This is a genomic window from Paenibacillus sp. PsM32, assembly GCF_030433815.1.
Lineage (GTDB): Bacteria > Bacillota > Bacilli > Paenibacillales > Paenibacillaceae > Saccharibacillus > Saccharibacillus kyungheensis.
In genome coordinates this window covers 229,494-251,497 of the sequence record NZ_JARUWY010000007.1, presented here as the reverse complement: position 1 = coordinate 251,497, position 22,004 = coordinate 229,494, and the positions used below count along the sequence as shown (strand labels likewise).

The following is a 22,004-nucleotide window of genomic DNA, read 5'->3' as shown; positions in this document are numbered from 1 at the left end:
AACCCCCGACACCCGCTCTTCACTCCTTAGTCTCGGGGGCTCGTAGATGTTTATAAGACACAGTTAACAGTTAATGTTGTTCCAGCTCTACGAAACTAATTTGCCGCACACGCTTTATAAAAAAAAAAATAATCTTGGGCTTGTAAAAAAAACCGCGACTCTATATTATAGAGTCGCTTTTTTATATTTCAATCTCCAAAATTAATTATACGTATTTAAGTTATTTTAATGTGCTACATATGCTACAATATCATAGGAAAGACAAAGTACCGGTGGTAAATGATATGGCGATGCAACCCGAAAGGGGGTGAAGCCATGTCATACTTGGAGGTATTGCTTATTCTTTTAGATGTAGGTATCAAGTTAACCAGCTTAATGGTTGGATTAAATAAAGTTATCGGAATCTGGAAGAAAGCAAAACACAAGAAAAACCGCCGGGACTAAGAGGTAGAAGTCTTATTCGGCGGTTTTTCTTATACTGTTTGACAGTGTAGCATCGTCTTGCTTACTACCTGTTTTGTCGATCCAGCCTACAGTGTACCACCACTGTAGGCTTTCTTTATATTCCTAGTATACACAAAAGGATACTGAAATGAAACGAAATAATCTAATATATCCACAAATTTGAATAATAATGAATTTTGAAAATAAGATACGTAATAAAGATTAGCTAACAGATTTCCTTTTTTAAAATATATAACAAAAAATACATATAAATTTGGTATATAACATTGACGTTAACGTGAGATAGTAGTATTATAGTTACATAACTTATATGTAATTATTTTTATATAAAAGATATATGAGTACAAACAAAGTGAGGGATGACAGATGACTCTCTACAAGATTGATGAAGTCGCTACTGCCTGCAACTTAACGAAGCGTACACTGCGCTATTATGAAGAGATTGGGCTTGTTTCTCCTCAGCGTAGTGAGGGTGGAACAAGGTTATACAGTCAGACAGATATTGATCGGCTCAAAAAAATTATCAATGCTCGCGATGTGCTAGGCTTCTCGCTTCAAGAATTACAGCATTATGTCAAAGTAACCGAGATGCTCAATGATCAGCGCGAGCAATACCGCAACACTACGGATGAAGAAGAACGTCGTCAGCAATTGATCGAAATGAATAAGACGTTAGATCAACAGCTACATATGGTGGATGAGAAGTTAAACCGTATCTATGCGTTCAAAGCCGATGCAGAATTATTGCGTCAACGGATTCAAGAAGGATTAGCTAAATTAAATTAACGGTTTCCAAGGAGGAATACATCAATATGAGTACCAAAACATCAACTTTAAAAGAACTGCCTGAACGTGGCGGGTTGTTTTCTCAACCTAAAGCAGTCTGGGCTGTTGCTTTTGCTTGTGTGATCTCATTTATGGGTCTGGGTTTAGTTGACCCTATTTTGCCAGCAATCGCTAATCAATTACATGCAAGTAAAAGTCAGGTATCGTTACTATTCACCAGTTATAATCTGGTTACCGGTCTTGCGATGTTAATCACAGGTTTTGTATCCAGTCGGATCGGGGTTAAATGGACATTATTAAGTGGTATTTTGCTAATTATTGCATTCTCAGCATTAGGTGGAGCATCTGATACGATTGCTCAAATCGTTGGTTTCCGCGGTGGATGGGGATTAGGTAATGCGCTATTTATTGCAACAGCGTTATCGGCAATTGTTGGCTTATCGACATCAGGTACAGCCAAAGCGATTATTTTGTATGAAGCAGCACTTGGACTAGGTATTTCAGTCGGTCCTTTGCTTGGTGGAGAATTGGGTTCGATCTCTTGGAGAGGTCCTTTCTTCGGTGTTAGTGTATTGATGGTTATTGGTTTCTTATTTATCTTATTCGTTTTACCAAAAATTCCAAAACCAGCTAAACGCAGTTCACTCGCTGATCCGTTCAAAGCACTTAGCTATCCAGCACTCAAAACATTAGCGATTGTCGCTTTCTTATATAACTTTGGTTTCTTTACATTAATGGCTTATTCTCCTTATGTTATGGGCTTGGATGAACATGGACTTGGTTATGTATTCTTTGGATGGGGAATCTTGCTTGCTTTTACTTCTGTATTTGTAGCACCTAAATTGCAAAGTCGCTTTAACTTAGCTGCTTCGATGGGTGTAATGTTAACCCTATTTACACTGGATTTGTTGGCAATGGGTATCGGTACATTTATGGGTTCACCAACAACTGTTATTGTGGCTGTTATTATCGCAGGTATTTTCTTAGGAATTAACAATACGTTGATTACAACGGCTGTTATGGAATCCGCTCCTGTAGAACGTTCGGTTGCTTCGGCTTCATATAGCTTTGTTCGTTTCTTAGGTGGTGCGGCTTCTCCGTGGTTAGCAGGTAAATTATCTGAATGGTACAATGCACAGATGCCATTTTACTTTGGTGCATTAATGGTATTTATCGGTGTATTGGTATTGATTGTACGTCGTCGTCACTTACGTGATATTGATGTATCTCATGCTCACTAATCTTAGGTTCTACATCTAATGTTTGATTCTATATAATAGAAGGAAGAGGATAATGATGACCAATATTCAATCACAAGAACAGATGCCGACTGGTTCCTTATTTCGTAAAATATTAGTGGCTGTAGACGGATCAGAACACGCAGATCGAGCGTTGCAAAAAGCGATCGAATTGATTCAAGCTTTATCTAATAAGCCATCTCTTACAGCAGTTCATGTCAATCCAGTGATGATGGTTGCTGAACCACCATTAGGTATTGATGTCGATGCCAAGTTAAATGAAGAAGGGCATGAAATGACAGAACCTTATCGTCAGGTACTTGATCCTACAGGTATTCAGTATGATATTAATTACCAGACAGGTGATCCAGCGACGATTATTTGCGACTTAGCGAATAGCCAAAATTACGATCTAATCGTGATGGGAACTAGAGGAATGAGTAAAATGTCTGAACTATTTCTCGGTAGTGTCAGTCACAAAGTGATCCAGCATGCGAACTGTCCGGTATTGACCGTAAAATAACAAACAGAATACAAATAAATAAATAGGTAATACAAGCAAAAGAGCTATACGATCTGATTATTCAGAAGTATAGCTCTTTTTTGGCATGTGGAATGGATAACGATATGGAGTAAGCAGATAGATTGGTTATAAATTAGGCAACATCTTAGCCAGTATCATTTTTAGCAATGATCACAGGTAGAATAGCTTCAATACTATTTTATTAACGATCTGCTGTATTACTTATCTTGTGGCCGAGTAGAAGATGGGAAATAAGAACCTGCTTGTAGTCCGCTTAAATTTGCTTACAAAACGTTGTAGCCGATCTTCTTGTTCCTGCATCAGCATTGGATGGAGCAGACTATATAGTGACTTATTCCGATGATATCGCAGTAACAGAATAAGACAGCAATCTCTCTCCAGAAGTAGCATAACTAACATTTACGAGGGCTTCTGATCTGTATACTGCGGATTAGGCTACTGATAGTAAATATGGTATTCTTACTTCTGGTTCTGCTTTTAGAGCAGTCATTCTGTTTATAATATAGAGAAAATAGAATTGGAGAGATGATCGGATGAAACTGGTTCCCCCTCAGTCATTTACATATCGCGGAGGAGCAAGGGCTGCTCTACTGCTACATGGATATACTGGCAATACACTGCATGTCCGCAAACTGGGACGTTTCCTGAATGATAGAGGGTATACCTGTCATGGCCCGCTGTATAAAGGGCACGGCAGTACTCCAGAAGAACTGCTACACACCAAACCTTCGGAATGGTGGAAAAGTGCTGTAGACGGTTATGAATATCTGGAGCAGGAAGGGTATGAAGAGATCGCTGTAGTTGGTGTATCACTGGGAGGTGTATTCTCCCTGCGACTGGGTACTCTGTTTCCCGCCAAAGCTATCGTCTCGATGTGTGCACCTATACGTGAAAAAGACAATGAAGATATCCTTAGACGGGTACTGGAATATGCTCGCTGGTTCAAGTCTATCGAAGGCAAAGAAGAGCCACAGATTGAGCAGGAACTGATAGAGCTAGCTGAAGAACCTCTGCACAGTCTGGATCAATTACGTAAACTAATATCCTCTACCGCTAGTCAGGTGAAGCGTATCTCTGCACCGACCATGATTATGCAGGGTGAGCTTGATGAAGACCTTTATCTAGAGAGTGCCCGGATTATTTATGAAGATCTGACTATGCCGATCAAGGAGCTGAAATGGTATGACCAATCCGGTCATATTCTGACGATGGACAAGCAACATGATCTGGTATTTGAAGATGTATATCGATTTCTGGAAAGTCTAGAGTGGGATGCAGCGTCAAGTTCGGGAGAGTAAGAAGAAAGAATATGTAATATAGCTGTATAAATGAATATTTAATACAAGAAAAAGAACTATACGATCTGATTATTCAGAAGTATAGCTCTTTTTTTGATATGGGTAGTTGATAACGATTTAGAGTGAGCAGATTAGTTTGTTATGACTTAGACGACATTTATACAACATCGCTATTAGGAATGATCACTGGTAGAACAGCTTCAATACCATTACGAATCTGCTGACAAGAGTATTCGAATTTGGTCTGCTCTTCCGCAGTCAGTTGAAGCTCGATAATTTCTTTGATACCTTCACCGCCGATAATAGCAGGGACACCTGCACAGACATCATATTGTCCGTATTCTCCTTCTAATATAGAAGAAACAGCAATAATCCGTTGTTCATCATTAAGAATCGAACGGGCGATATACGCAAGCGCATTACCGATACCGAATTGTGTATTGCCTTTGCGGGTAAAAATCTCCCAGCCTGCATCTTTGGTTTTGCGAGCAATATCATCCAGATTCAGATCTGGAAAACGAGCGGTATGTTGATCTAAAATATGCAATAGCGGCTTACCGCCAATCGTAACATGTGACCATGCGACAAATTGAGATTCTCCATGTTCTCCAAGTGCATATCCATGTACACTGCGTGGATCGATCGAAAACACATCAGAAAGTAGCGTTTTGAGGCGAGAAGAATCGATCGATGTACCTGTTCCGATCACACGTTCACGTGGAAAGCCTGAAATTTGCCATACTAGATGAGTAATCACATCTACAGGATTAGCCGCGACAATAAATACACCGTTAAATCCACTCGCAACGATAGGTTCCGTAATCTCACGAGCAATTGCGGCAGTCTCATGCAAAATATTCATCCGGTTGTTTTGCCCGGGTATCGGATTAGCTCCAGCAGTAATAATCACAATATCCATATCTCCACAATCTTGCAATGTACCTGCATAGACTTTGGTACGATGAGAGGTGAATTCCATACAATGTGACAAATCCAATGCTTGGGCTACTGCACGTTCATGAGTACGTCCGATCATCATAATCTCATCACCGATAGATTGATTAATCATCGAATACGCACAACCTGCTCCTACCATTCCAGCACCTACGATAGCCACTTTTCTTGATTTTCTACGCATAGCTAACCTCCTGCTTCTTTTCATATACAATGTAATATTGGCTGATCTATATTTAATAAAATACAACTAAAGTGCATTTCAATGTCAATTAACTATTCATGATCACTTATAATAGTACTTTATTTTGCTTATTATTAACAGATGTGTCATGAAACTTAACTTAATATTTATTTGAAATGAACAGAATGTGATAAAAGTGTGAATACGCGATACAATAGTCGTTTAAGGGTAATAACAAATAGTAAGCAAAACAAGGAGGAATAAATAATGTCTACTATTCAAAATGAACGCATTCTACTGGCAAGTCGTCCAAAAGGTGTGCCAACTGCAGAAAACTTTACGATCGATCAGCAACCACTAGAGGACGCTAAAGAAGGTCAATTGCAAATTCAGACTTTATATATATCAGTTGATCCTTATATGAGAGGACGAATGAGTGAAGCGAAGTCTTATGCTGCTTCTTATGCTCTAAATGAACCTGTTAGTGGCGGTTCTATCGGTAAAGTGTTGCAAAGTAACGATTCTCGTTATCAAGAAGGCGATATTGTAGTCGGTGGATGGGGATGGCAGCGATATGCTGTTGTCGATGCAGACACTTGTCGCAAAGTCGATCCAGAACTGGCTCCAATCTCTACAGCTGTCGGTGTACTAGGTATGCCTGGACTTACTGCTTACTTTGGTACACTTCGTATCGGTAATCCACAACCAGGCGAGACGCTAGTTGTCTCCGGTGCAGGTGGTGCTGTAGGGATGTTAGTAGGACAGATTGGTAAAATCAAAGGTTGTCGTGTAGTAGGTATCTCAGGTTCAGAGGAGAAAAACCGCTATCTATTAGATGAACTTGGATTTGATGCTGTGATTAACTATAAAGACGAAAAGCCTGTGCGTGAAGCATTGGAAGAAGCTTGCCCGGATGGTGTTGATATTTATTTTGATAATGTCGGTGGCGAAATCTCGGATGCTGTTATTGATCTACTTAATACCAATGCACGTATTCCATTATGCGGACAGATTTCTCTATATAACAATGAGAAACCAGATATCGGCCCACGTATCCAGCCTACTTTGCTCAAACGGACAGTATTGCTTAAAGGATTCTTAGTTGGTGATTATGCAGCTGATGCAGCCGAAGGATTGAAAGAAATGGGTAGCTGGGTTAAAGAAGGCAAGCTGAAATATCGCGAAAATGTAATAGAAGGTTTTGAAAATACACCGCAAGCCTTTATCGGATTATTTAGCGGTGAAAATCTAGGTAAACAATTGGTCAAAGTGACTGATTAATAGGCTAGATCAGCTATAAAATAATACAATCTGCAAAACAGTATATAAATATATCAAAAAACCGGCTTCTATTTTGTAGAAGTCGGTTTTTTATGTGTTGATATAGATTATTTAGACAACGGAATAGCAGAATCTGACGTCATTTTGCGATATTGACGGTACATCGATATTCTCCAATGTAGTAGTGTGCCAAAAGCCAGAATAAAAAACACACCTGCTGTTTGTGGAATCGAAATATACTGCTCGATAAATCGGTGTAACAGTAAACGGATCATTAATAGACCAATTAAAATAAACAGAAAACTTTTGGAGCGTTGCACAACGATATCTGTACCAGATCGTTCAAACTTGGTACCGCGAATTAACGGATACGAAAAAATAAACCATCCGGCTAAAAAAGCGCCTAAAGCCCATATCCAGGACACCCGAAAATCAGCCACAACAAACATAAAAAAACCAGTACTCATTCCCATAGGCGGGATCAGAATTTTTTTGGCATTGACCGGTCTGTGATTAGTACGAGAACGTACCAGAATAGCGGTTATCGCAATCACTAACAGACCTACAGTTGATCCGATCTGTAAAAATGAGGGACTAAATTGTAGCATAATAAAGGTCAAACCCCTCTTCTGCAATTAAAATGGAATTACGCTTTCATTATATCATATTACCAGTCGTGATCGTTGTTATCAAAGTCTGTAAAGTGGTCTATTTTGTTAAAATTTTACTTATAGTGTGAAAGACCTACAACAATAAAAAGCTGTTTTGTCGAAATAGTAAAATATAGTAAAATGTAAAGAAGATAAATCAAAGTATACTCGCTCGGCAGATCTGTATCATGTTCGATAATCTGTTACACCAAAGGGGAATACAGTGAAATGACAACATATCAAATTTTAATCGCAGAAGATGAACCAGCTTTACGATTTTTGCTACAAGAAACGTTGGAAGATGAAGGGTACAATGTGATCGAAGCAGAAGATGGTAAGCAAGCTCAAGACAAGCTATCCAGTCACCCTTTTGACCTTGTTATTTTGGATTATATGATGCCTGAAGCTACAGGGATTGAAGTCTGCGAATGGTTACGTCAAAGTGGCGGAGTCAATGCGAAAAAGCCTGTTATTTTACTGACAGCCAAAGCACAGGAGAAAGATCGGATTCGTGCAGAGCAAGCAGGAGTATCTCTATATATGTCCAAGCCATTTAGCCCGCTACAATTGATGGATGCAGCCGAAGAATTACTGTCAGCCAGTGGAGGCGATGAATAATGAATCCAGCCCGCGGGGGTCTGGCACGCCGGGTCGCTTTATGGACGATTGTTCTTTTTTTGGTGTTTGGTATTATCATTTTTGCGGTCGAGTGGTTTTTTAAACAACAGACTGCAGATATTACTAATGATATTAATACACATCTTAATCAGCAAAATCAGATTCAAGATATGGATGAAGATTACCGTACAGCAGTTTCTGATTTTCGGGCATATCTGGCTTATGATCGCAATGAATTTTTATTGGAAGCCGAGACAAGTCGCGATGAATTTGTAAAGCGTTTGGATACATTTAAAAAAGCTCAGACCGAAGATTCACGTCTGGATGAATTATCACGCAAAAGCACAGAATATTTTAGCTATTTTCCAGTGATGCAAGCACTCAAACAGCAAAATAATCAAACTGAAATCAATCGTATTTCACAGACGATCACTACTTCTTTGGTGCAATCGGTCAATAGCGAATTAGATCGGTTAATGCAGATTGAACGCCAAGAAGTGAACGATCTGATTGCCAAAAGTAAACGTATCAATTCTTTGATCCTGTTTGTACCGTTGGTGTTGATTTTGTTAGGATTGGGAACTGCTGTTATATTGATTCGTTATTTACGCAAATCGATTATTCATCCGATCGCCCAGATGGAGCAAGCAGTAGAGCGGATAAGTAAAGGGGAATATATTCATTTAGAAAATACCTTTTCGCAGGACGAGATCGGTGGGCTTGTTGCTGGTATTAATCATATGAGTGATCAGTTGAAAGAACGCCATCAAGAACTGGAAGAAAGTCTGCGTCAAATGGGAGAACAACACGACGAGTTGGAAGCTCAGAATGAAGAAATTATGATGCAACAACAAGAGCAGGAAACGATCTTAGAACGGTTGACCGAGCGTGAGACACAGTTACAATGGATCAATTCGTATCAAGAAAAGCTAACCGGTTTTGCGCAGATGAATGACTTTTTAGAAAGCAGTCTGCGTGCGTTGATGCAAGCGACACGTCATGATGCTCTAATGCTTGTTATTCAAGATGAGATTGGCAACCCTGCTTCGTCACGTATGATGTATTCGATTGGATGGCCACATACGATACATGGAGAAGCTATTGATCATTTATTTGGGCCCGCATTACAAGTATTAGAAGAAAAGTCTCCTATTGTGCGTAGTCGTACTCTCAGCACCGAAGAAAAAGGAGTTCATCAAGGATATGAACGTGCAGACGATCATTATTATCCTATTTTTAATGAAGAAATGAATGTGCTTGGGTTTGTCCTATTTACAACGTACGGTAGTCTGATGGTGCATATCAAAGATAAATTGATGACAGAAGGATTAATCGGACAATTTGGTCTGGCATATCAAGCGCAACTTGCAAGTGAAGAGCGTCGCAAGCAAAGTGTTCGTCTGGAAGAACTCAATGTAGAATTGGAACTGGAAAAACGGATGCTCAAGCAACAACGGGATACGATTCAGCAAATTATCGATTCTCTGCATGAAGGCTTGGTACTTTGCGATCCACAAGGGACGATTTCATTTTGCAATCAACAGGTAAGTTGTGTGAATCCAGAACTGATCACAGGAGCTAATATTACCTCACTCACAGAATATCTGGATCATCATACAGTAGAACACACAATGTTGAGCGAGCAGATTCAGCAGTTGCTGACCGAAGAAAGCAAAGAGTGGAAAACGCAGTTCTCTCTCCAAGGACGTGACGGATCTATTTATTATATGGAAATGTATATGAATATGATCAAAGGTATGAATTTAGAAAATTATCATCTATTTGTATTCCGCGACCGTACCGAAGAAGAACAAGCGGATCAATTGAAAAATGAATTTGTAAGTATTGTCTCGCATGAACTACGGACTCCGCTAGCTAGTATTTTAGGATTTGTGGAGATATTGCTTCATCGTGAAGTCAAACCGGAAAAAGCGAAAAAATATATGGAAACAATTCATGGAGAAGCTAATCGCTTATCCAATCTAATCAGTGATTTTCTAGATCTCCAACGGATGGAATCCGGCAAGCAAAATTACACACTGGTTCCATTTGATCTGAATCCGATTGTACAAAGTGTAGCCAAACAATGGGATAACAAACAAGGATATACGATTGGAATTGATGTACCTGAAGGAGTATGTCTGGTACGCGCAGATAGTGATCGGATTACACAGGTTATGCATAATTTGATTAGTAATGCGATTAAGTATTCACCGGGGCAAGAACGTGTCGATGTTCGCTTAGTGGATGGAGATACGCACTGGATTGCGGCAGTACAAGATTATGGTCTGGGTATACCGGAAGAATCCAAGCCTCATATGTTTGGTAAATTTTATCGTGTAGACAATTCAGATCGTCGTCAGATTGGTGGCACAGGCTTAGGGCTTGCGATTGTCAAAGAAATCGTAGAAGACTTAGGCGGAGAAGTGTATTTCGATTCTATATTAGGTCAAGGTAGTACATTCTATATTAAATTGCCCAAATTCCATCTGCGTGCGCTGGATGACAAAATTGTGGTACTGGAAGACGATGAAAATTTAGCTCGTCTGATTGGGGCTACGTTTGAAGAACAAAATTACGAAATTTTGCGTATGGATACCGCAGAAGAAGCATTGCTTGCTCTAGAGTATAGTCAGCAACCGCCGTTATTGTGTCTGGTCGATGTACAGCTACATGGTTCGCAAAATGGATGGGACTTTATTCAAGCGCTCAAAAATGACAAAGCGTATCGTCATGTGCCTGTGATTATCTCGTCAGCACTAGATCAACCGGACAATTATGCCGAGACATCCAATGAGCGCTATTTACAAAAGCCATTTAGTGTAGAACGGTTGTTAGAGTTAGGGATGAACTTAATCCATAGTGATACGAAAAGTACAGGATTGGTTGTAGCGATGCAAAATGAAGATACTGTTAAAACAACTTTGCAAAAAAATGGACTTGGAGAAGCTGAATTACAGCTTAATGAAGATTTTATTCAAGTGGATTGGATTAAAGAAGATACCCCGCCTCAAGAGTAATCTGTAAATGATACAAACACCTTCTGCTTGTAACGTCGACTGAACATGATGAAGTAGATCTACAGCGACTGAAGTATGAAGGTGTTTTTGTTATGAGCTATTTATAGTTATGATTTACTCTATTCATTTTATATGATATTATCGCAATACTACATATAACAACCGATTTATTTCGCTTAAATGCATCATGATTTAAATTTATTTAGCGATATAACCTTGAAATTAAAGGAGTGAACATTCATGGATCAGGTGGATCAACATATTCTACTCTGTCTACAAACCCAAGCACGTATTTCAATGACCGAACTAGGGAAAGAAGTAGGGCTGTCTCAACCGGCAGTAACGGAACGAGTACGTCGGATGGAAGAGAGTGGAGTGATTCAGCAATATAGAGCCATAGTTGCACCGGATAAGATTGGCAAATTGACAACAGCGTATTATTTATTCCGCGCGAATGATGGAATATCGTTTGTTCAGTTTTGTCAGGAGACGGCTCAGATCGTAGAATGTCATCGAGTTAGTGGAGATTACAATTATTTGATCAAAGTGGTGACCTCATCTATTATGGATTTGGAACCGTTCGAAAATTGCATTACCAGCCACGGTTCATACACTACGTTAATCACACTTTCTTCTCCTATCGATCACAAATCTCTTGTACCTACTATGAGCAAAGATCAGCAAACGATCTAACGTTGTTTGGTGTTAGCCAAAAAAGGATCTTGTAGAGACAAGATCCTTTTGCGTGCTATCCACTGTTCTGGTAGTGATTATGATGTATCTACGGCGTCTCTAATGTACTGCGACGATGTTGATGATGCCATTGTTCATAGATTCCACCTATTTCAGAAAAGGCTTGATTGGCTTGTTCTGCAATAGATATTTCATCTGTAGTTGTATAAGAAGAATCCTGTTGACGCTGTAATCGATCGGTATGTAGAATCAGTTGAATCGTATCTTCCAAAATCCAGTACACCACATCATCTACATCGGTCGTAAGTTTGTTGAGCATTTGCACATTGCGTTCGTACATTTGTAATACATATCCTTCGTCTGTAATCTGAACATACGGAGAAAGTTCAAATCGCTCTTGATCGAAAAAAGGAGCACGTACCCATTTCATATGGTGCTGTTGATTATAGATCGTTGTTTTCTGAAGTAGTGCTGTGATCTTTTCTATAATTTGATGGGCCTGATAGATCATGATAACAAGAACCTCATTTCTAGAGCTTGAGTATAGCTCGGGTGTCATTTTGTCGTATCTATTATAGTATAAATAAACAGAATGACTGCTTCAATCTCATCAAATAGTTACAAAATCTCAACCTGCAATCGCTTTCACATCTAGTCATATGTATGTTTTAATAGATATACATCACAATTTATAGCCAAAGGAGTGTCTACAGCAGATGCAAATCTCTTCTTTTTTACTGCCGAAAGAACAAGTCGCTTATATTCCTTCGACAATCTCGATGTTTGAAGCATTAGAAATATTAGAAAGTCATTTTTATACAGCATTGCCGATTATCGATGAATCTGGACGATATGTAGGTACTCTTTCTGAAGGGGACTTATTATGGAAACTCAAAAATACATGCAATCTTGATTTTGAAAAAATGCGTGAGATTCCTGTCTATGATATTCAAAAGCATGTTCGCAATGAAAGTGTTATTATTACAGCCGCAATGGAAGATATGTTATCGCTTGCCGCAGATCAGAATTTTGTACCTGTGACAGATACCAAAGGAATATTCCTCGGCATTATTCGCCGTAAAGATATTATTGAATACTATAATGACAATATTACAGACTAAATAGTCTGTAGATACTTATCGTATAACCATGTATCATGTACGATTGCAACATCATACAAGCCTAACTGCTCCTATCAAATAAGCAGTTAGGCTTGTATTTGTTATATGACCCAGAACCAGATTATTGACTAAAATCAATCGTTGCAATCGAAGCGCCGATACCGGGATCATTCGGATTATTGATTCCACGTGGTTGATCAAAATTACTAATATATAATGTATTTCCTACAAAATGAAGACTGGCAGGGAATTCTAAAGGCCCATTGTTATTATTGCTAGCGATATCGCTGACCTGTCCATTCAGGCTTACACGTAAGATAGCATTACGTTCATTAGCCGCTACATAGATCGCTCCATCAGGGCCAAAGTTCAATCCGTCTGCTCCATATAATAGCGGGCTTTGAGCAACAAGTTGGCGCTCACCTAGAGAACCATCATTGTTGATTGCAAAGCGATTTACTTCTCCAGAACTGGTATTACTAACATATAATTGCCCATCAGTGCCAAAAGCAATACCATTCACTACAATTTTTTGCTCTTCTCGTGTAGGCAAGATACCACTTGCATACGTACTTACTTGTCCATTAGAAGATACTTTGTAGATCGCTCCGGTTGCTCCGCCACTGACATATAGATTACCACTACGATCAAAAGCTAATCCGTTCGCTCCGGGCACACCACTCGCATACGTTTCCACTTTGGATGAATCAAAAGCAGCGCTAGATAAATCTTCTTCATTGATTCTATAAATAAGACCTTCTTCGCCTCCGCTTGCAATATACAGATTACCTTCAGTATCTAACGCCATACCTGTACCTGAACGTGGCAGTTCAGTCAATGTATCGATCTGTCCGGTATCTGCGGCGATGCGATATAACTTTTTACTACCCATTTCAACAGTAAACACTTGGTTATCTTCATTAGCAATCACGCCTTCAATCCGTAGCCCTGTCGCTGTGCTTGGGTCAAGGTCTGCCAGAATCGATACGGATCGGTAAGTGTCTGAAGTGACACTAGGGTTAGGATTGCTGGTCTCTGTAGACGCTGATTGTATATTTACAGAGCGAGTAGCAGGAGTATAGACCACTTTGTAATCAAAAGCTTCGAAAACCGCACGTACAGGAACCAGTACATTATCCCCTACAAGCTGTAGTGTATGGTGCGCTGGTGAGGTGGTAGTAGCAGATGCAGATTCTTCATGTAACGTAAATGTAGTACTTCCTTTGGTCAATGTTAATACATTTTTTTCAGCATTCCATGTGGCTTGAGCGCCCAACTGAGTAGCTACTACCGCGTAAGGGCTGTATAGGCTTTTTCCGATCAAATGGCTATCCCAATGGGTGCTTGTGCCTTCAATAATTGTTTGGATATCCGAATCCACTGCTTCTGCTGCCCATCCTGTCGATGGCGAGAACAACAGACACCCCGTCATAGCAACAATTACGCCAAGCGACTTGCTTTTTTTCAAAAATAATCCCTCCTGTACTTTTAATTTGGCATCGTAAGCCTAACGGTAGCATTCTCTACAAGACATAATTATCCTTCTTTTTACAGTAAAAAGAAAATAGTTACATATAAATAGCCCCACTACAATCAGATACCAATTAGCAAAATGAATTTTATTTTGATTGGAATTATATTACATTTGTAAGGAGTAAGAAATTAATAATATTTTTTTATATTCAAAAATAACCTGACCCTTTATTTATCGTCTGTATAAGTGAAGGGCGTATTCATAACAAAGGAGAGCATACAGGTGGAGGATAACGAAATTGTAGAACTGTTTATGACACGTAACGAATCAGCTATAACCGAATCTTCCCGTCAGTACGGAAGATATTGCTATACGATCTCTTATAACATTTTAAGTGATTCTGAAGATGCGGAAGAATGTGTCAATGATACATGGCTTCGTACATGGAACGCGATCCCTCCGCAACGACCGAATAAGCTGTCTTTTTTTGTAGGCAGAATCACCAGAAATCTTTCACTGGATAAATTCAAAGCCAAAAAAGCTCAAAAGCGTGGTGGCGAAATGACTATTATTTTAGGTGAACTGGATGATTGTATTCCTTCTGAACATGATGTGGAACAAGCTATTTTGGAAAAAGATTTGAGTCAAACGATCAATCGATTTCTGCATACGTTACCTGAACGGGAGTGTAATTTATTTTTAGCCAGGTATTGGTATAGTCAGTCACAAGCAGAGATCGCAGAGCAATTTGCTATGAAAGAAAACAATGTCAAAGCCAGTCTGTTTCGAACACGTACCAAACTTAAAGCTTATCTTATGGAGGAAGGAATCTATCTATGAATAGTGAACAACTGTATCGTGCTATCGGTCAGATTGACGATGAGTTATTGACTCGATATGAAGCACGCCGTCAACCGAAATCTACCTATTGGCTGAAATGGTCTAGCGCTGTTGCTTTTGCCGCGGCGGCTGTTATTATCGCCTTTATGGCTACCAGTGTATGGAATGAACAAAGTCAGATCTACACTGCATCTGGAACTGTTATTCAAAATATAGAAGGCGTTCCAAGTGATGTCTTGTCAGGCAGTACGGTTGCACCAGCCAATGGAAGCAAAGTCTATGATGCAGGAGTACAACAAGCATTAACCAAGTATGCCGGGCAAGATGTGAAATATTTTGTAGCGATCGACTTATTTGCCAATATGAATCCTGTAGAGTACAACAGTCCACAAGCTCAAGCCGAGTTAGAACGTCTGACAGCACTGAATTATAACGTTGGTTATGCGACAGCATGGACATATCAAGGCAATCAACAAAAAGTAAATTATTCGTATATCGCTGGTTACTTTACAGCCGATCAATTGAAAAACTTTGCTATCAATACTCAATATGGATATGTATTCCACTTTGCCACCAATGGAGATGGATCGCCTGTATCTGCTGATCAAGGTATCCATATAAATTTTAAAAAATAATTGAAATCAAAAATAACCTGATCTGCTAAACGTCGTCTTTTATAGTGTAAGCCATTATGATTCAAACATTCGAGGAGGAATTACCATGAATAACAAAACAAACAAAATGAACAAAAAAATCGTAACTTCAATCTTATCTGCATCTATTTTATCAATATCGCTAGGAAGTGTATCTTTTGCTGCTACAACATCATCGTTTCAAGATTTGAAAGGGGTTAACGGGCAAGACAAAATTGTGAAATTACATGACCAACACATTCTGAATGGATTAAGTGATACAGCATTTGCTCCGCAATCCTCTTTAACACAGGCACAAGCGATTCAGTTTATCGTAAAAGGATTCAAACTAGATGCCAAAACAGGCGTAATTGCTTTGAAAGATAATCAAAAGTTATCTACAGTATTCCCATCTGCTAAAGACAATGCATGGTATACCGATGCTTTTCGTGATGCTTATCAAAACGGTGTAGATATTCCTAAATCTGTTAATCCTACAACAAAGATTACACGTGAACAATATATCGATTATGTGATGACAGCCTTACAAACAGTAGGAAAAATGCCAGCTATTGATGTGATTACACCGGATATCAAAGATATCGACAAATTAGATCCTGCTATGTTGGATTCCTCTCAATTAGCGATTGCACTTGGTATCGTGAAGCTAGATAGCAGCAAAAACTTGTACCCACAAAAAGAAATCACACGCGCAGAAGCAGCCGTTATTCTTTATGATGCATTAGACTATCTGAACAAAAGTGCACAGGACAAAATGAAAGGCCAACAAACTACGATTGATGTATTACCACATGAAGAAAAAGGGTCTAATCCTGTGACTCAGCCGAATAATGGAAGTATGGTATCTGAAAGTTATGCCACACCAACTGACGGAGAAAAACTATACGTTCGAACAGTAAAAATGGCTTTGGATCAATATGCAGGACAAGATGTGAAGTATTTTGTAGCGATCGATTTATTCTCAAATGGAACTCCTTTAGATACCAATAGCAAAGAAGTACAAGCAGAAGTAAAACGTCTACAAGGATTGAATTATGATATTGATTTTGCTAAAGCATGGACATATGAAGGGAATTTGCAAAAAGTAGATTACACGTATGTAGGTGCCTATCTAACAGCGGATCAATTGCAACAATTCAAAGCGAATACAAATTACGGCTATGCTTTTCAATTTGCAAGTAATCTCGGAGATGTTTAAAACACACACAAAGCAGGAAGAAACAGCGCACTAAGTTAAAACATAAATATTCCATATAAAAAATAAAAATAGTAAAAAAAACACGACTGTAGATAAGATACAGTCGTTTTTTTATATTAATAAAGTATATTTTTGTTGATTATAATTAAAATTGTTTACTATATATTTATATGTTAACATATGGAAGGGGAAAATATGGTTTTGAAGAGAACTTGATGAAGAAAGTAGCAGGTATTACATTAGCAATAAGCATAACATTAGATATGACAACAGCAGTTCCAGTAAAAGCAGATTCTGAAGATCATGCGAACTCTTATAAGGATAATGTAGAAATTGTTAAAGCATTCACAGTAACGGACGGAAAAATAACTCCAATCTCAAAGTGGAGATGATTCAATAACTCAATCTATTCCTAAAGGAAAGTATGCTTGGATGGATTTCTATCCAATAATGACTTATTCTTACGGTACACTTACAACAAATACTTATAATATTACCGATACTGGATCTAAAACATTAATTAGCTCAGTTAGTAAAAATTTAAATATTTATGGTCCTAAAAAACAACAAAACTTCCTGATGGAGTATATACAGTTAAAGAGTCAACTACTTTACCAAACTATTAATATTATTTTGTGTTTAACGGGAGGACTTAATGAATAAACGTAGTGCAGGTGTTATTTTTCTATCGTTAGGTTTATTATTGTTTATTTTCAAAGATGCAATTCGTTTTTTAGTAGCTTCAGCACTTACGTTTAAAGTAAGTGGTATGTCAGATAGTTTAATTGAGACTAGATTAGAATACGTTCCTCAACCTTATTCACTTATTATTCCTATATTATTTATAATATTAGGAATTGTGTATCTAATATGGTCAATTACATCTAAAGAAAAGTAATTAATAAAAAGGACGGTATAGATAATCTATACCGTCCTTTTTGATATTCAAATAAAGTTCGGAAGAACTAATGCGCCATAGACAAAAGCCGCTAGAATCACAAAAGCAGGGTGGATTTTACGAATTTGCATCGCCCAGAAGGCGACGACAGCAATACCAAGACTTTGCCAGATACCTATCGAGACAAAAGAACCGGCGGTTAACTGCCATGTCAGTACAGCCATCATTACAGCGATAACAGGCTGAACAAGTAATGTTAATCCTTTGACTACAGGAGAAGTACGGTATTTTTGCAATAAATTAAGTAGTAAAATCAATGCAACCGCAGAAGGCACGATCGTTGCGAATAACGCAATAAATATACCGCCTATCCCAGATACATCATAACCAACAAATGCCGCAATCTTGGTTGCAATCGGCCCGGGAAGTGTATTGCCAAGTGCCAGCACATTCGAAAATGTCTTATCGTCTAACCAGTGATAATGAGTGACAATCTCGTTGTACATCAACGGAATAGAAGCAGGGCCACCACCATAACCGAGTACATTGGCTAGAAAGAATCCCCAGAATAACCGTAGCCATTCGACCCATTCAATCGTGAATGTATGCATTAAGACTCACCGCCTTCGGTTTTCTTCACAGGCGGATTAGGTGGATTGCGTCGATCTTTTAACCATTGTACAAATTTGAAATGAACCGCTCCATATGCTAAAAATAATGCAATCACTATAGCGGCATGAACGCTCAACAGTTGCAGTAAAATAAAAGCAACGATAAACAGTCCGATCCCTACTTTGATTCCTAACCCTTTTACAGCTTTTTCACCAAATTCATACGCCATAACACCGAGCATAACAGCAATGACAGGCACTACAGCAGCAATCATTCCTTGAATGATTTTGGAATGGCTCAAGTAAGACACCGCAGATAACAAGACGATCATCGCCAGGCAAGAAGGGAGAATATGAGCGATGACTGCTAGAATAGCGCCTAGGACTCCTTTGCCACGATAACCCAGGTATGCCGCCATCTTGGTCGCAATCGGCCCGGGTAATGCATTCCCAAGCGCCAGAATTTCACCGAATTCATCATCACTTAACCAGCGATAACGAGTAACTGCTTCATACCGGAACAGCGGCATAACCGAAGGCCCTCCGCCATAACCGAGAATACCGGTACGCACCATGGCCCATGATAATTCACGATAAGTGGCTTTATGATAAGAAGGAGCAGTTGAGCTATGTTCTGAAGGTGTTGTCGGTTCAGTACTCATGTATTACAACCTCATTCCCATCCGGCTTTTGTAACGGGTGATCAACACTTGACAGTCCACGCTCATAATACCAGGCATATTGTATAATTTGTCTTTAAGAAACGATTCCATTTCTTGATTGTCCATAAATAATCCATGCATATGCAATTTGCTCGGACCTGTCATATGATAAAGACTGGTTACAAAAGGTTCTTCTGCTAATTGATCAGCCGTTTCTTGTAGATGCTTGGGCTCTACTTCTACATTAAAAAAGGCAGAAACCGTAATCCCAATTTTGGCAGGATTAATCACAGCAGTGAATCGTTCGATCACTTCATTTTCGATCAACGCATTAATTCGTGCTTGCACAGCTACACGAGATAACCCAATATCTTTAGCAAGATCGGTATAAGAGATGCGACCATTTTTATTCAAAATCGTAATGATTTTGCGATCGATCTCATCAATATCAACCGGTTGATTATCGGATGTAGAACGGTGGTGGTTCATAAATAAGTGTGCCTCCTTGTATGTAATATCTATCGTTTATTTTATTTCATTTTGATCAAAAAATAACTCTTTCATTTACGATATGTTTAAATATATAATGATTAAAAATCGTTTTCAACATAAAAATCAAAATTCACTTACACAAAGCTTACGCGGCGATGTAGTGATATACAGAAATGTTATCGGTAGGAGGAATAGATATGGGATCAACATGGAATGCCTTTATGAATGAACAATTGACGATGACTTCATCTTCGCCTCTAGCGGTACAAGGGCCATTATCGGGATGGACGTTCGGAGTCAAAGATGTATTTGCACTTGCAGGTCATACTTCTAGCGCAGGTAATCCAGATTGGTTACGTACTCATTCACCTGCAACGCAGACTGCATCGGCGATCCAGCGATTGCTCGAAGCAGGAGCTATGCTTCAAGGAACGACTCATACCGATGAGTTGATGTATAGTTTGAATGGACAAAATATACATTATGGCACTCCTACGAATCCACAAGCGACAGATCGTATTCCAGGAGGGTCATCGAGCGGTTCTGCTGTAGCAGTAGCAGCTGGACTGCGAGATTTCGCTATCGGCACAGATACAGGGGGTTCGGTGCGTATTCCTTCGTCGTATTGTGGGATTTATGGAATGCGTCCTACGCATGCTCTGGTTCCTATTGATGGAGTGATTCCACTTGCACCGGGGTTTGATACAGTGGGATGGATGGCTAATTCTGCCGATGTGTTATTAGAAGTCGGCAAAGTATTGATCCATGATTCAGAAGAAGAGGCAGAGCAGTCTGCATTTGATCATATTTATTTTCCAGAAGAAGCATGGGCTCTGGCAGAACCGGAGACACGTAAGGCTTTGCAAAAATCGTTGGAGCAGATCACCTATCATATGACAAACACTAACGGTCGCACATCATGGACAGAAATTGCTCCTGAAGGATTATCTGCATGGATGACAGCTTTCCGCACGATTCAAGCGCTAGAGATCTGGCAAGAACATGAAGAATGGATTCAAACAGCACAGCCTGTATTTGGCAAAGATATAGCAGATCGGTTTGATTGGGCTTCGACTTTGCGTGCAGAAGAGAATCAACATTCTTTTGCTCTCAAACAGCAAGTTAGTGAGCGTCTGCATCAATTGTTAGATACTCATCAATTACTTGTTTTGCCAACAGCGACAAGTTCAGCCCCTTCATTGGATATTCAAGGAGAAGCGAATGAACGTCGTCGTTCTCAAACGATGCAATTATCGTGTATTGCTGGTCTATCCGGTCTGCCACAGATCACTATTCCTGTAGCTACTTTACAAGGAGCACCTATAGGCTTATCTATTATTGCAGGCAAAGGTCAAGATATCCGTTTACTACAATGGGTCAAAGACTGGGCAGACACGTTACAAAAATAACTGAATATAGGATAAGCTCTACATCAAAAATCCTTAGATCCTACAAAAGATTTTGGATGAGAGCTTATTTAATTTTACTAAAGTAAACAGCCTATTTCATACTATTTAACATATGTTGACAAGCTGTTAGTATATCTATTACAATAACAATGAATTATATAGATAGTTACTAAATATTACTTAATTCAAAAATGAAATTATGTTAGTTGATATGTTTTATAACCCCCCATCCAAAAGGAGAATACACCCATGTCTAATGCAATTAAGCCAGAAACTATTCAGGTTATTGAGCAACGCCATTCTGTAAAATCGTACGAAAAAGGATACCAAATTCCACAAGAAGATATAGATACGATTATGCAAGCTGCTAATGATGCTCCTTCTGCTTGGAACCTACAACACTGGAAATTCCTTGTGATTGATGATCAAGCGAAAAAACAAGAATTGTTGCCAATCGCTTACAACCAATCTCAAGTAGCAGATAGTTCTTTTGTAGTTGCTATTCTAGGTGATCTAGAAGCGAACAAAAATGCAGGAACAATCTATGATGGAGCTGTTGAAGCAGGAGCAATGACTCAAGAAATTCGTGATTCATTAGTAGGTCAAATTAATGGAGCTTATCAAAGTGCAGAAGTAGCACGCGATAGCGCGAATATCAATTCTTCTTTTGCAGCGATGAACTTAATGCTTGCAGCAAAAGCACTTGGTTATGATACTTGTGCTATGGGTGGATTCGATAAAAATAAATTTGTAGAGCATTTCAATGTACCGGCTCGTTATATTCCTACCATCTTAATCAGTGTAGGTAAAGCAGCTAAACCTGCTTATGCTTCTGGGCGTTTTGATTTAAGTGAAGCTATTATCAAAAACTCATTCTAAATTAAAAAAATTCCTATTTATATGCTCTGCCTGGCG

At 39.0% G+C, this 22,004-nt stretch carries 24 protein-coding genes; 17 read left to right on the top strand and 7 right to left on the bottom strand.

Translation table 11 applies throughout. The features are described 5' to 3' along the window. Positions 1-315 precede the first annotated feature (315 nt). From QCD85_RS15435 to QCD85_RS15415, 5 genes are all read left to right on the top strand, one after another. On the top strand, positions 316-444 hold the full coding sequence (locus QCD85_RS15435; protein WP_274171147.1) for a hypothetical protein: 129 nt from the start codon (positions 316-318) through the stop codon (positions 442-444). A gap of 387 nt (positions 445-831) precedes the next feature. Then, complete coding sequence (locus QCD85_RS15430) at positions 832-1,251, top strand: MerR family transcriptional regulator (RefSeq protein ID WP_301263157.1); 420 nt, start codon at positions 832-834, stop codon at positions 1,249-1,251. Between the two features lie 26 nt (positions 1,252-1,277). Next, entirely contained in the window at positions 1,278-2,492 is a 1,215-nt protein-coding gene (locus QCD85_RS15425; protein ID WP_301263156.1) for an MFS transporter, read from the top strand. 52 nt (positions 2,493-2,544) lie between these two features. Further along, entirely contained in the window at positions 2,545-3,012 is a 468-nt protein-coding gene (locus QCD85_RS15420; RefSeq protein ID WP_301263155.1) for a universal stress protein, read from the top strand. Between the two features lie 554 nt (positions 3,013-3,566). After that, positions 3,567-4,331: an alpha/beta hydrolase gene (locus tag QCD85_RS15415; RefSeq protein ID WP_301263154.1), complete on the top strand. Its 765-nt coding sequence runs from the start codon at positions 3,567-3,569 to the stop codon at positions 4,329-4,331. Positions 4,332-4,488: 157 nt separating this feature from the next. Here QCD85_RS15415 and QCD85_RS15410 read toward each other — a convergent pair whose 3' ends face one another. Beyond that, positions 4,489-5,469 carry an L-lactate dehydrogenase gene (locus tag QCD85_RS15410; RefSeq protein ID WP_274171140.1) on the bottom strand — a complete coding sequence of 327 codons (981 nt, stop codon included), beginning with the start codon at positions 5,467-5,469 and terminating at the stop codon, positions 4,489-4,491. A gap of 267 nt (positions 5,470-5,736) precedes the next feature. On the opposite strand from QCD85_RS15410, the gene QCD85_RS15405 reads away from it, so the two are divergent. Next, a complete protein-coding gene (locus QCD85_RS15405; protein ID WP_273614628.1) occupies positions 5,737-6,750 on the top strand; it encodes an NADP-dependent oxidoreductase in 1,014 nt (337 codons plus the stop codon). A gap of 107 nt (positions 6,751-6,857) precedes the next feature. Here the strand turns inward: QCD85_RS15405 and QCD85_RS15400 are convergent, their stop codons facing one another. Continuing rightward, positions 6,858-7,358: a CcdC family protein gene (locus tag QCD85_RS15400; RefSeq protein ID WP_273614629.1), complete on the bottom strand. Its 501-nt coding sequence runs from the start codon at positions 7,356-7,358 to the stop codon at positions 6,858-6,860. Positions 7,359-7,628: 270 nt separating this feature from the next. On the opposite strand from QCD85_RS15400, the gene QCD85_RS15395 reads away from it, so the two are divergent. From QCD85_RS15395 to QCD85_RS15385, 3 genes are all read left to right on the top strand, one after another. After that, positions 7,629-8,018: a response regulator transcription factor gene (locus tag QCD85_RS15395; protein ID WP_273614630.1), complete on the top strand. Its 390-nt coding sequence runs from the start codon at positions 7,629-7,631 to the stop codon at positions 8,016-8,018. After that, entirely contained in the window at positions 8,018-11,038 is a 3,021-nt protein-coding gene (locus QCD85_RS15390; protein ID WP_301263153.1) for an ATP-binding protein, read from the top strand. Before QCD85_RS15395 ends, QCD85_RS15390 begins: the two co-directional genes overlap by 1 nt. Before the next feature lie 240 nt (positions 11,039-11,278). Next, positions 11,279-11,731: an Lrp/AsnC family transcriptional regulator gene (locus QCD85_RS15385; RefSeq protein ID WP_273614632.1), complete on the top strand. Its 453-nt coding sequence runs from the start codon at positions 11,279-11,281 to the stop codon at positions 11,729-11,731. A gap of 88 nt (positions 11,732-11,819) precedes the next feature. Here the strand turns inward: QCD85_RS15385 and QCD85_RS15380 are convergent, their stop codons facing one another. After that, complete coding sequence (locus QCD85_RS15380; RefSeq protein WP_301263152.1) at positions 11,820-12,242, bottom strand: Imm63 family immunity protein; 423 nt, start codon at positions 12,240-12,242, stop codon at positions 11,820-11,822. 205 nt (positions 12,243-12,447) lie between these two features. On the opposite strand from QCD85_RS15380, the gene QCD85_RS15375 reads away from it, so the two are divergent. Continuing rightward, positions 12,448-12,852 (top strand): CBS domain-containing protein, encoded by a 405-nt coding sequence (locus QCD85_RS15375; protein ID WP_273614634.1) that lies wholly within the window; start codon positions 12,448-12,450, stop codon positions 12,850-12,852. A gap of 121 nt (positions 12,853-12,973) precedes the next feature. Here QCD85_RS15375 and QCD85_RS15370 read toward each other — a convergent pair whose 3' ends face one another. After that, a complete protein-coding gene (locus QCD85_RS15370) occupies positions 12,974-14,320 on the bottom strand; it encodes an SMP-30/gluconolactonase/LRE family protein (protein ID WP_301263151.1) in 1,347 nt (448 codons plus the stop codon). Between the two features lie 288 nt (positions 14,321-14,608). Between QCD85_RS15370 and QCD85_RS15365 the strand changes: the two genes are divergently transcribed. From QCD85_RS15365 to QCD85_RS15345, 5 genes are all read left to right on the top strand, one after another. Continuing rightward, a complete protein-coding gene (locus QCD85_RS15365) occupies positions 14,609-15,166 on the top strand; it encodes an RNA polymerase sigma factor (RefSeq protein WP_274171136.1) in 558 nt (185 codons plus the stop codon). Further along, positions 15,163-15,801 carry a hypothetical protein gene (locus QCD85_RS15360; RefSeq protein WP_273614637.1) on the top strand — a complete coding sequence of 213 codons (639 nt, stop codon included), beginning with the start codon at positions 15,163-15,165 and terminating at the stop codon, positions 15,799-15,801. Before QCD85_RS15365 ends, QCD85_RS15360 begins: the two co-directional genes overlap by 4 nt. A gap of 85 nt (positions 15,802-15,886) precedes the next feature. Beyond that, positions 15,887-17,017, top strand: a complete 1,131-nt coding sequence (locus QCD85_RS15355; protein WP_301263150.1) for an S-layer homology domain-containing protein — start codon at positions 15,887-15,889, stop codon at positions 17,015-17,017. Positions 17,018-17,232: 215 nt separating this feature from the next. Then, the gene (locus QCD85_RS15350) at positions 17,233-17,409 is read left to right on the top strand and encodes a hypothetical protein (protein WP_301263149.1); all 177 of its coding nucleotides are present in this window, start codon (positions 17,233-17,235) and stop codon (positions 17,407-17,409) included. 263 nt (positions 17,410-17,672) lie between these two features. Next, positions 17,673-17,915 (top strand): hypothetical protein, encoded by a 243-nt coding sequence (locus QCD85_RS15345; RefSeq protein WP_301263148.1) that lies wholly within the window; start codon positions 17,673-17,675, stop codon positions 17,913-17,915. A 47-nt stretch (positions 17,916-17,962) separates the two neighbouring features. Here the strand turns inward: QCD85_RS15345 and QCD85_RS15340 are convergent, their stop codons facing one another. From QCD85_RS15340 to QCD85_RS15330, 3 genes are read right to left on the bottom strand one after another with little or no spacing between them, the layout of a single operon-like run. Further along, positions 17,963-18,526, bottom strand: coding sequence for a chromate transporter (locus tag QCD85_RS15340; protein ID WP_273614639.1), 564 nt, complete (start codon positions 18,524-18,526; stop codon positions 17,963-17,965). Continuing rightward, a complete protein-coding gene (locus QCD85_RS15335) occupies positions 18,526-19,188 on the bottom strand; it encodes a chromate transporter (RefSeq protein WP_301263147.1) in 663 nt (220 codons plus the stop codon). Before QCD85_RS15335 ends, QCD85_RS15340 begins: the two co-directional genes overlap by 1 nt. Before the next feature lie 3 nt (positions 19,189-19,191). Next, positions 19,192-19,677, bottom strand: coding sequence for an Lrp/AsnC family transcriptional regulator (locus QCD85_RS15330; protein ID WP_273614641.1), 486 nt, complete (start codon positions 19,675-19,677; stop codon positions 19,192-19,194). Positions 19,678-19,877: 200 nt separating this feature from the next. Between QCD85_RS15330 and QCD85_RS15325 the strand changes: the two genes are divergently transcribed. Further along, positions 19,878-21,089: an amidase gene (locus QCD85_RS15325; RefSeq protein ID WP_301263146.1), complete on the top strand. Its 1,212-nt coding sequence runs from the start codon at positions 19,878-19,880 to the stop codon at positions 21,087-21,089. Positions 21,090-21,338: 249 nt separating this feature from the next. After that, entirely contained in the window at positions 21,339-21,968 is a 630-nt protein-coding gene (locus QCD85_RS15320) for a nitroreductase family protein (RefSeq protein WP_273614643.1), read from the top strand. Positions 21,969-22,004 lie beyond the last annotated feature (36 nt).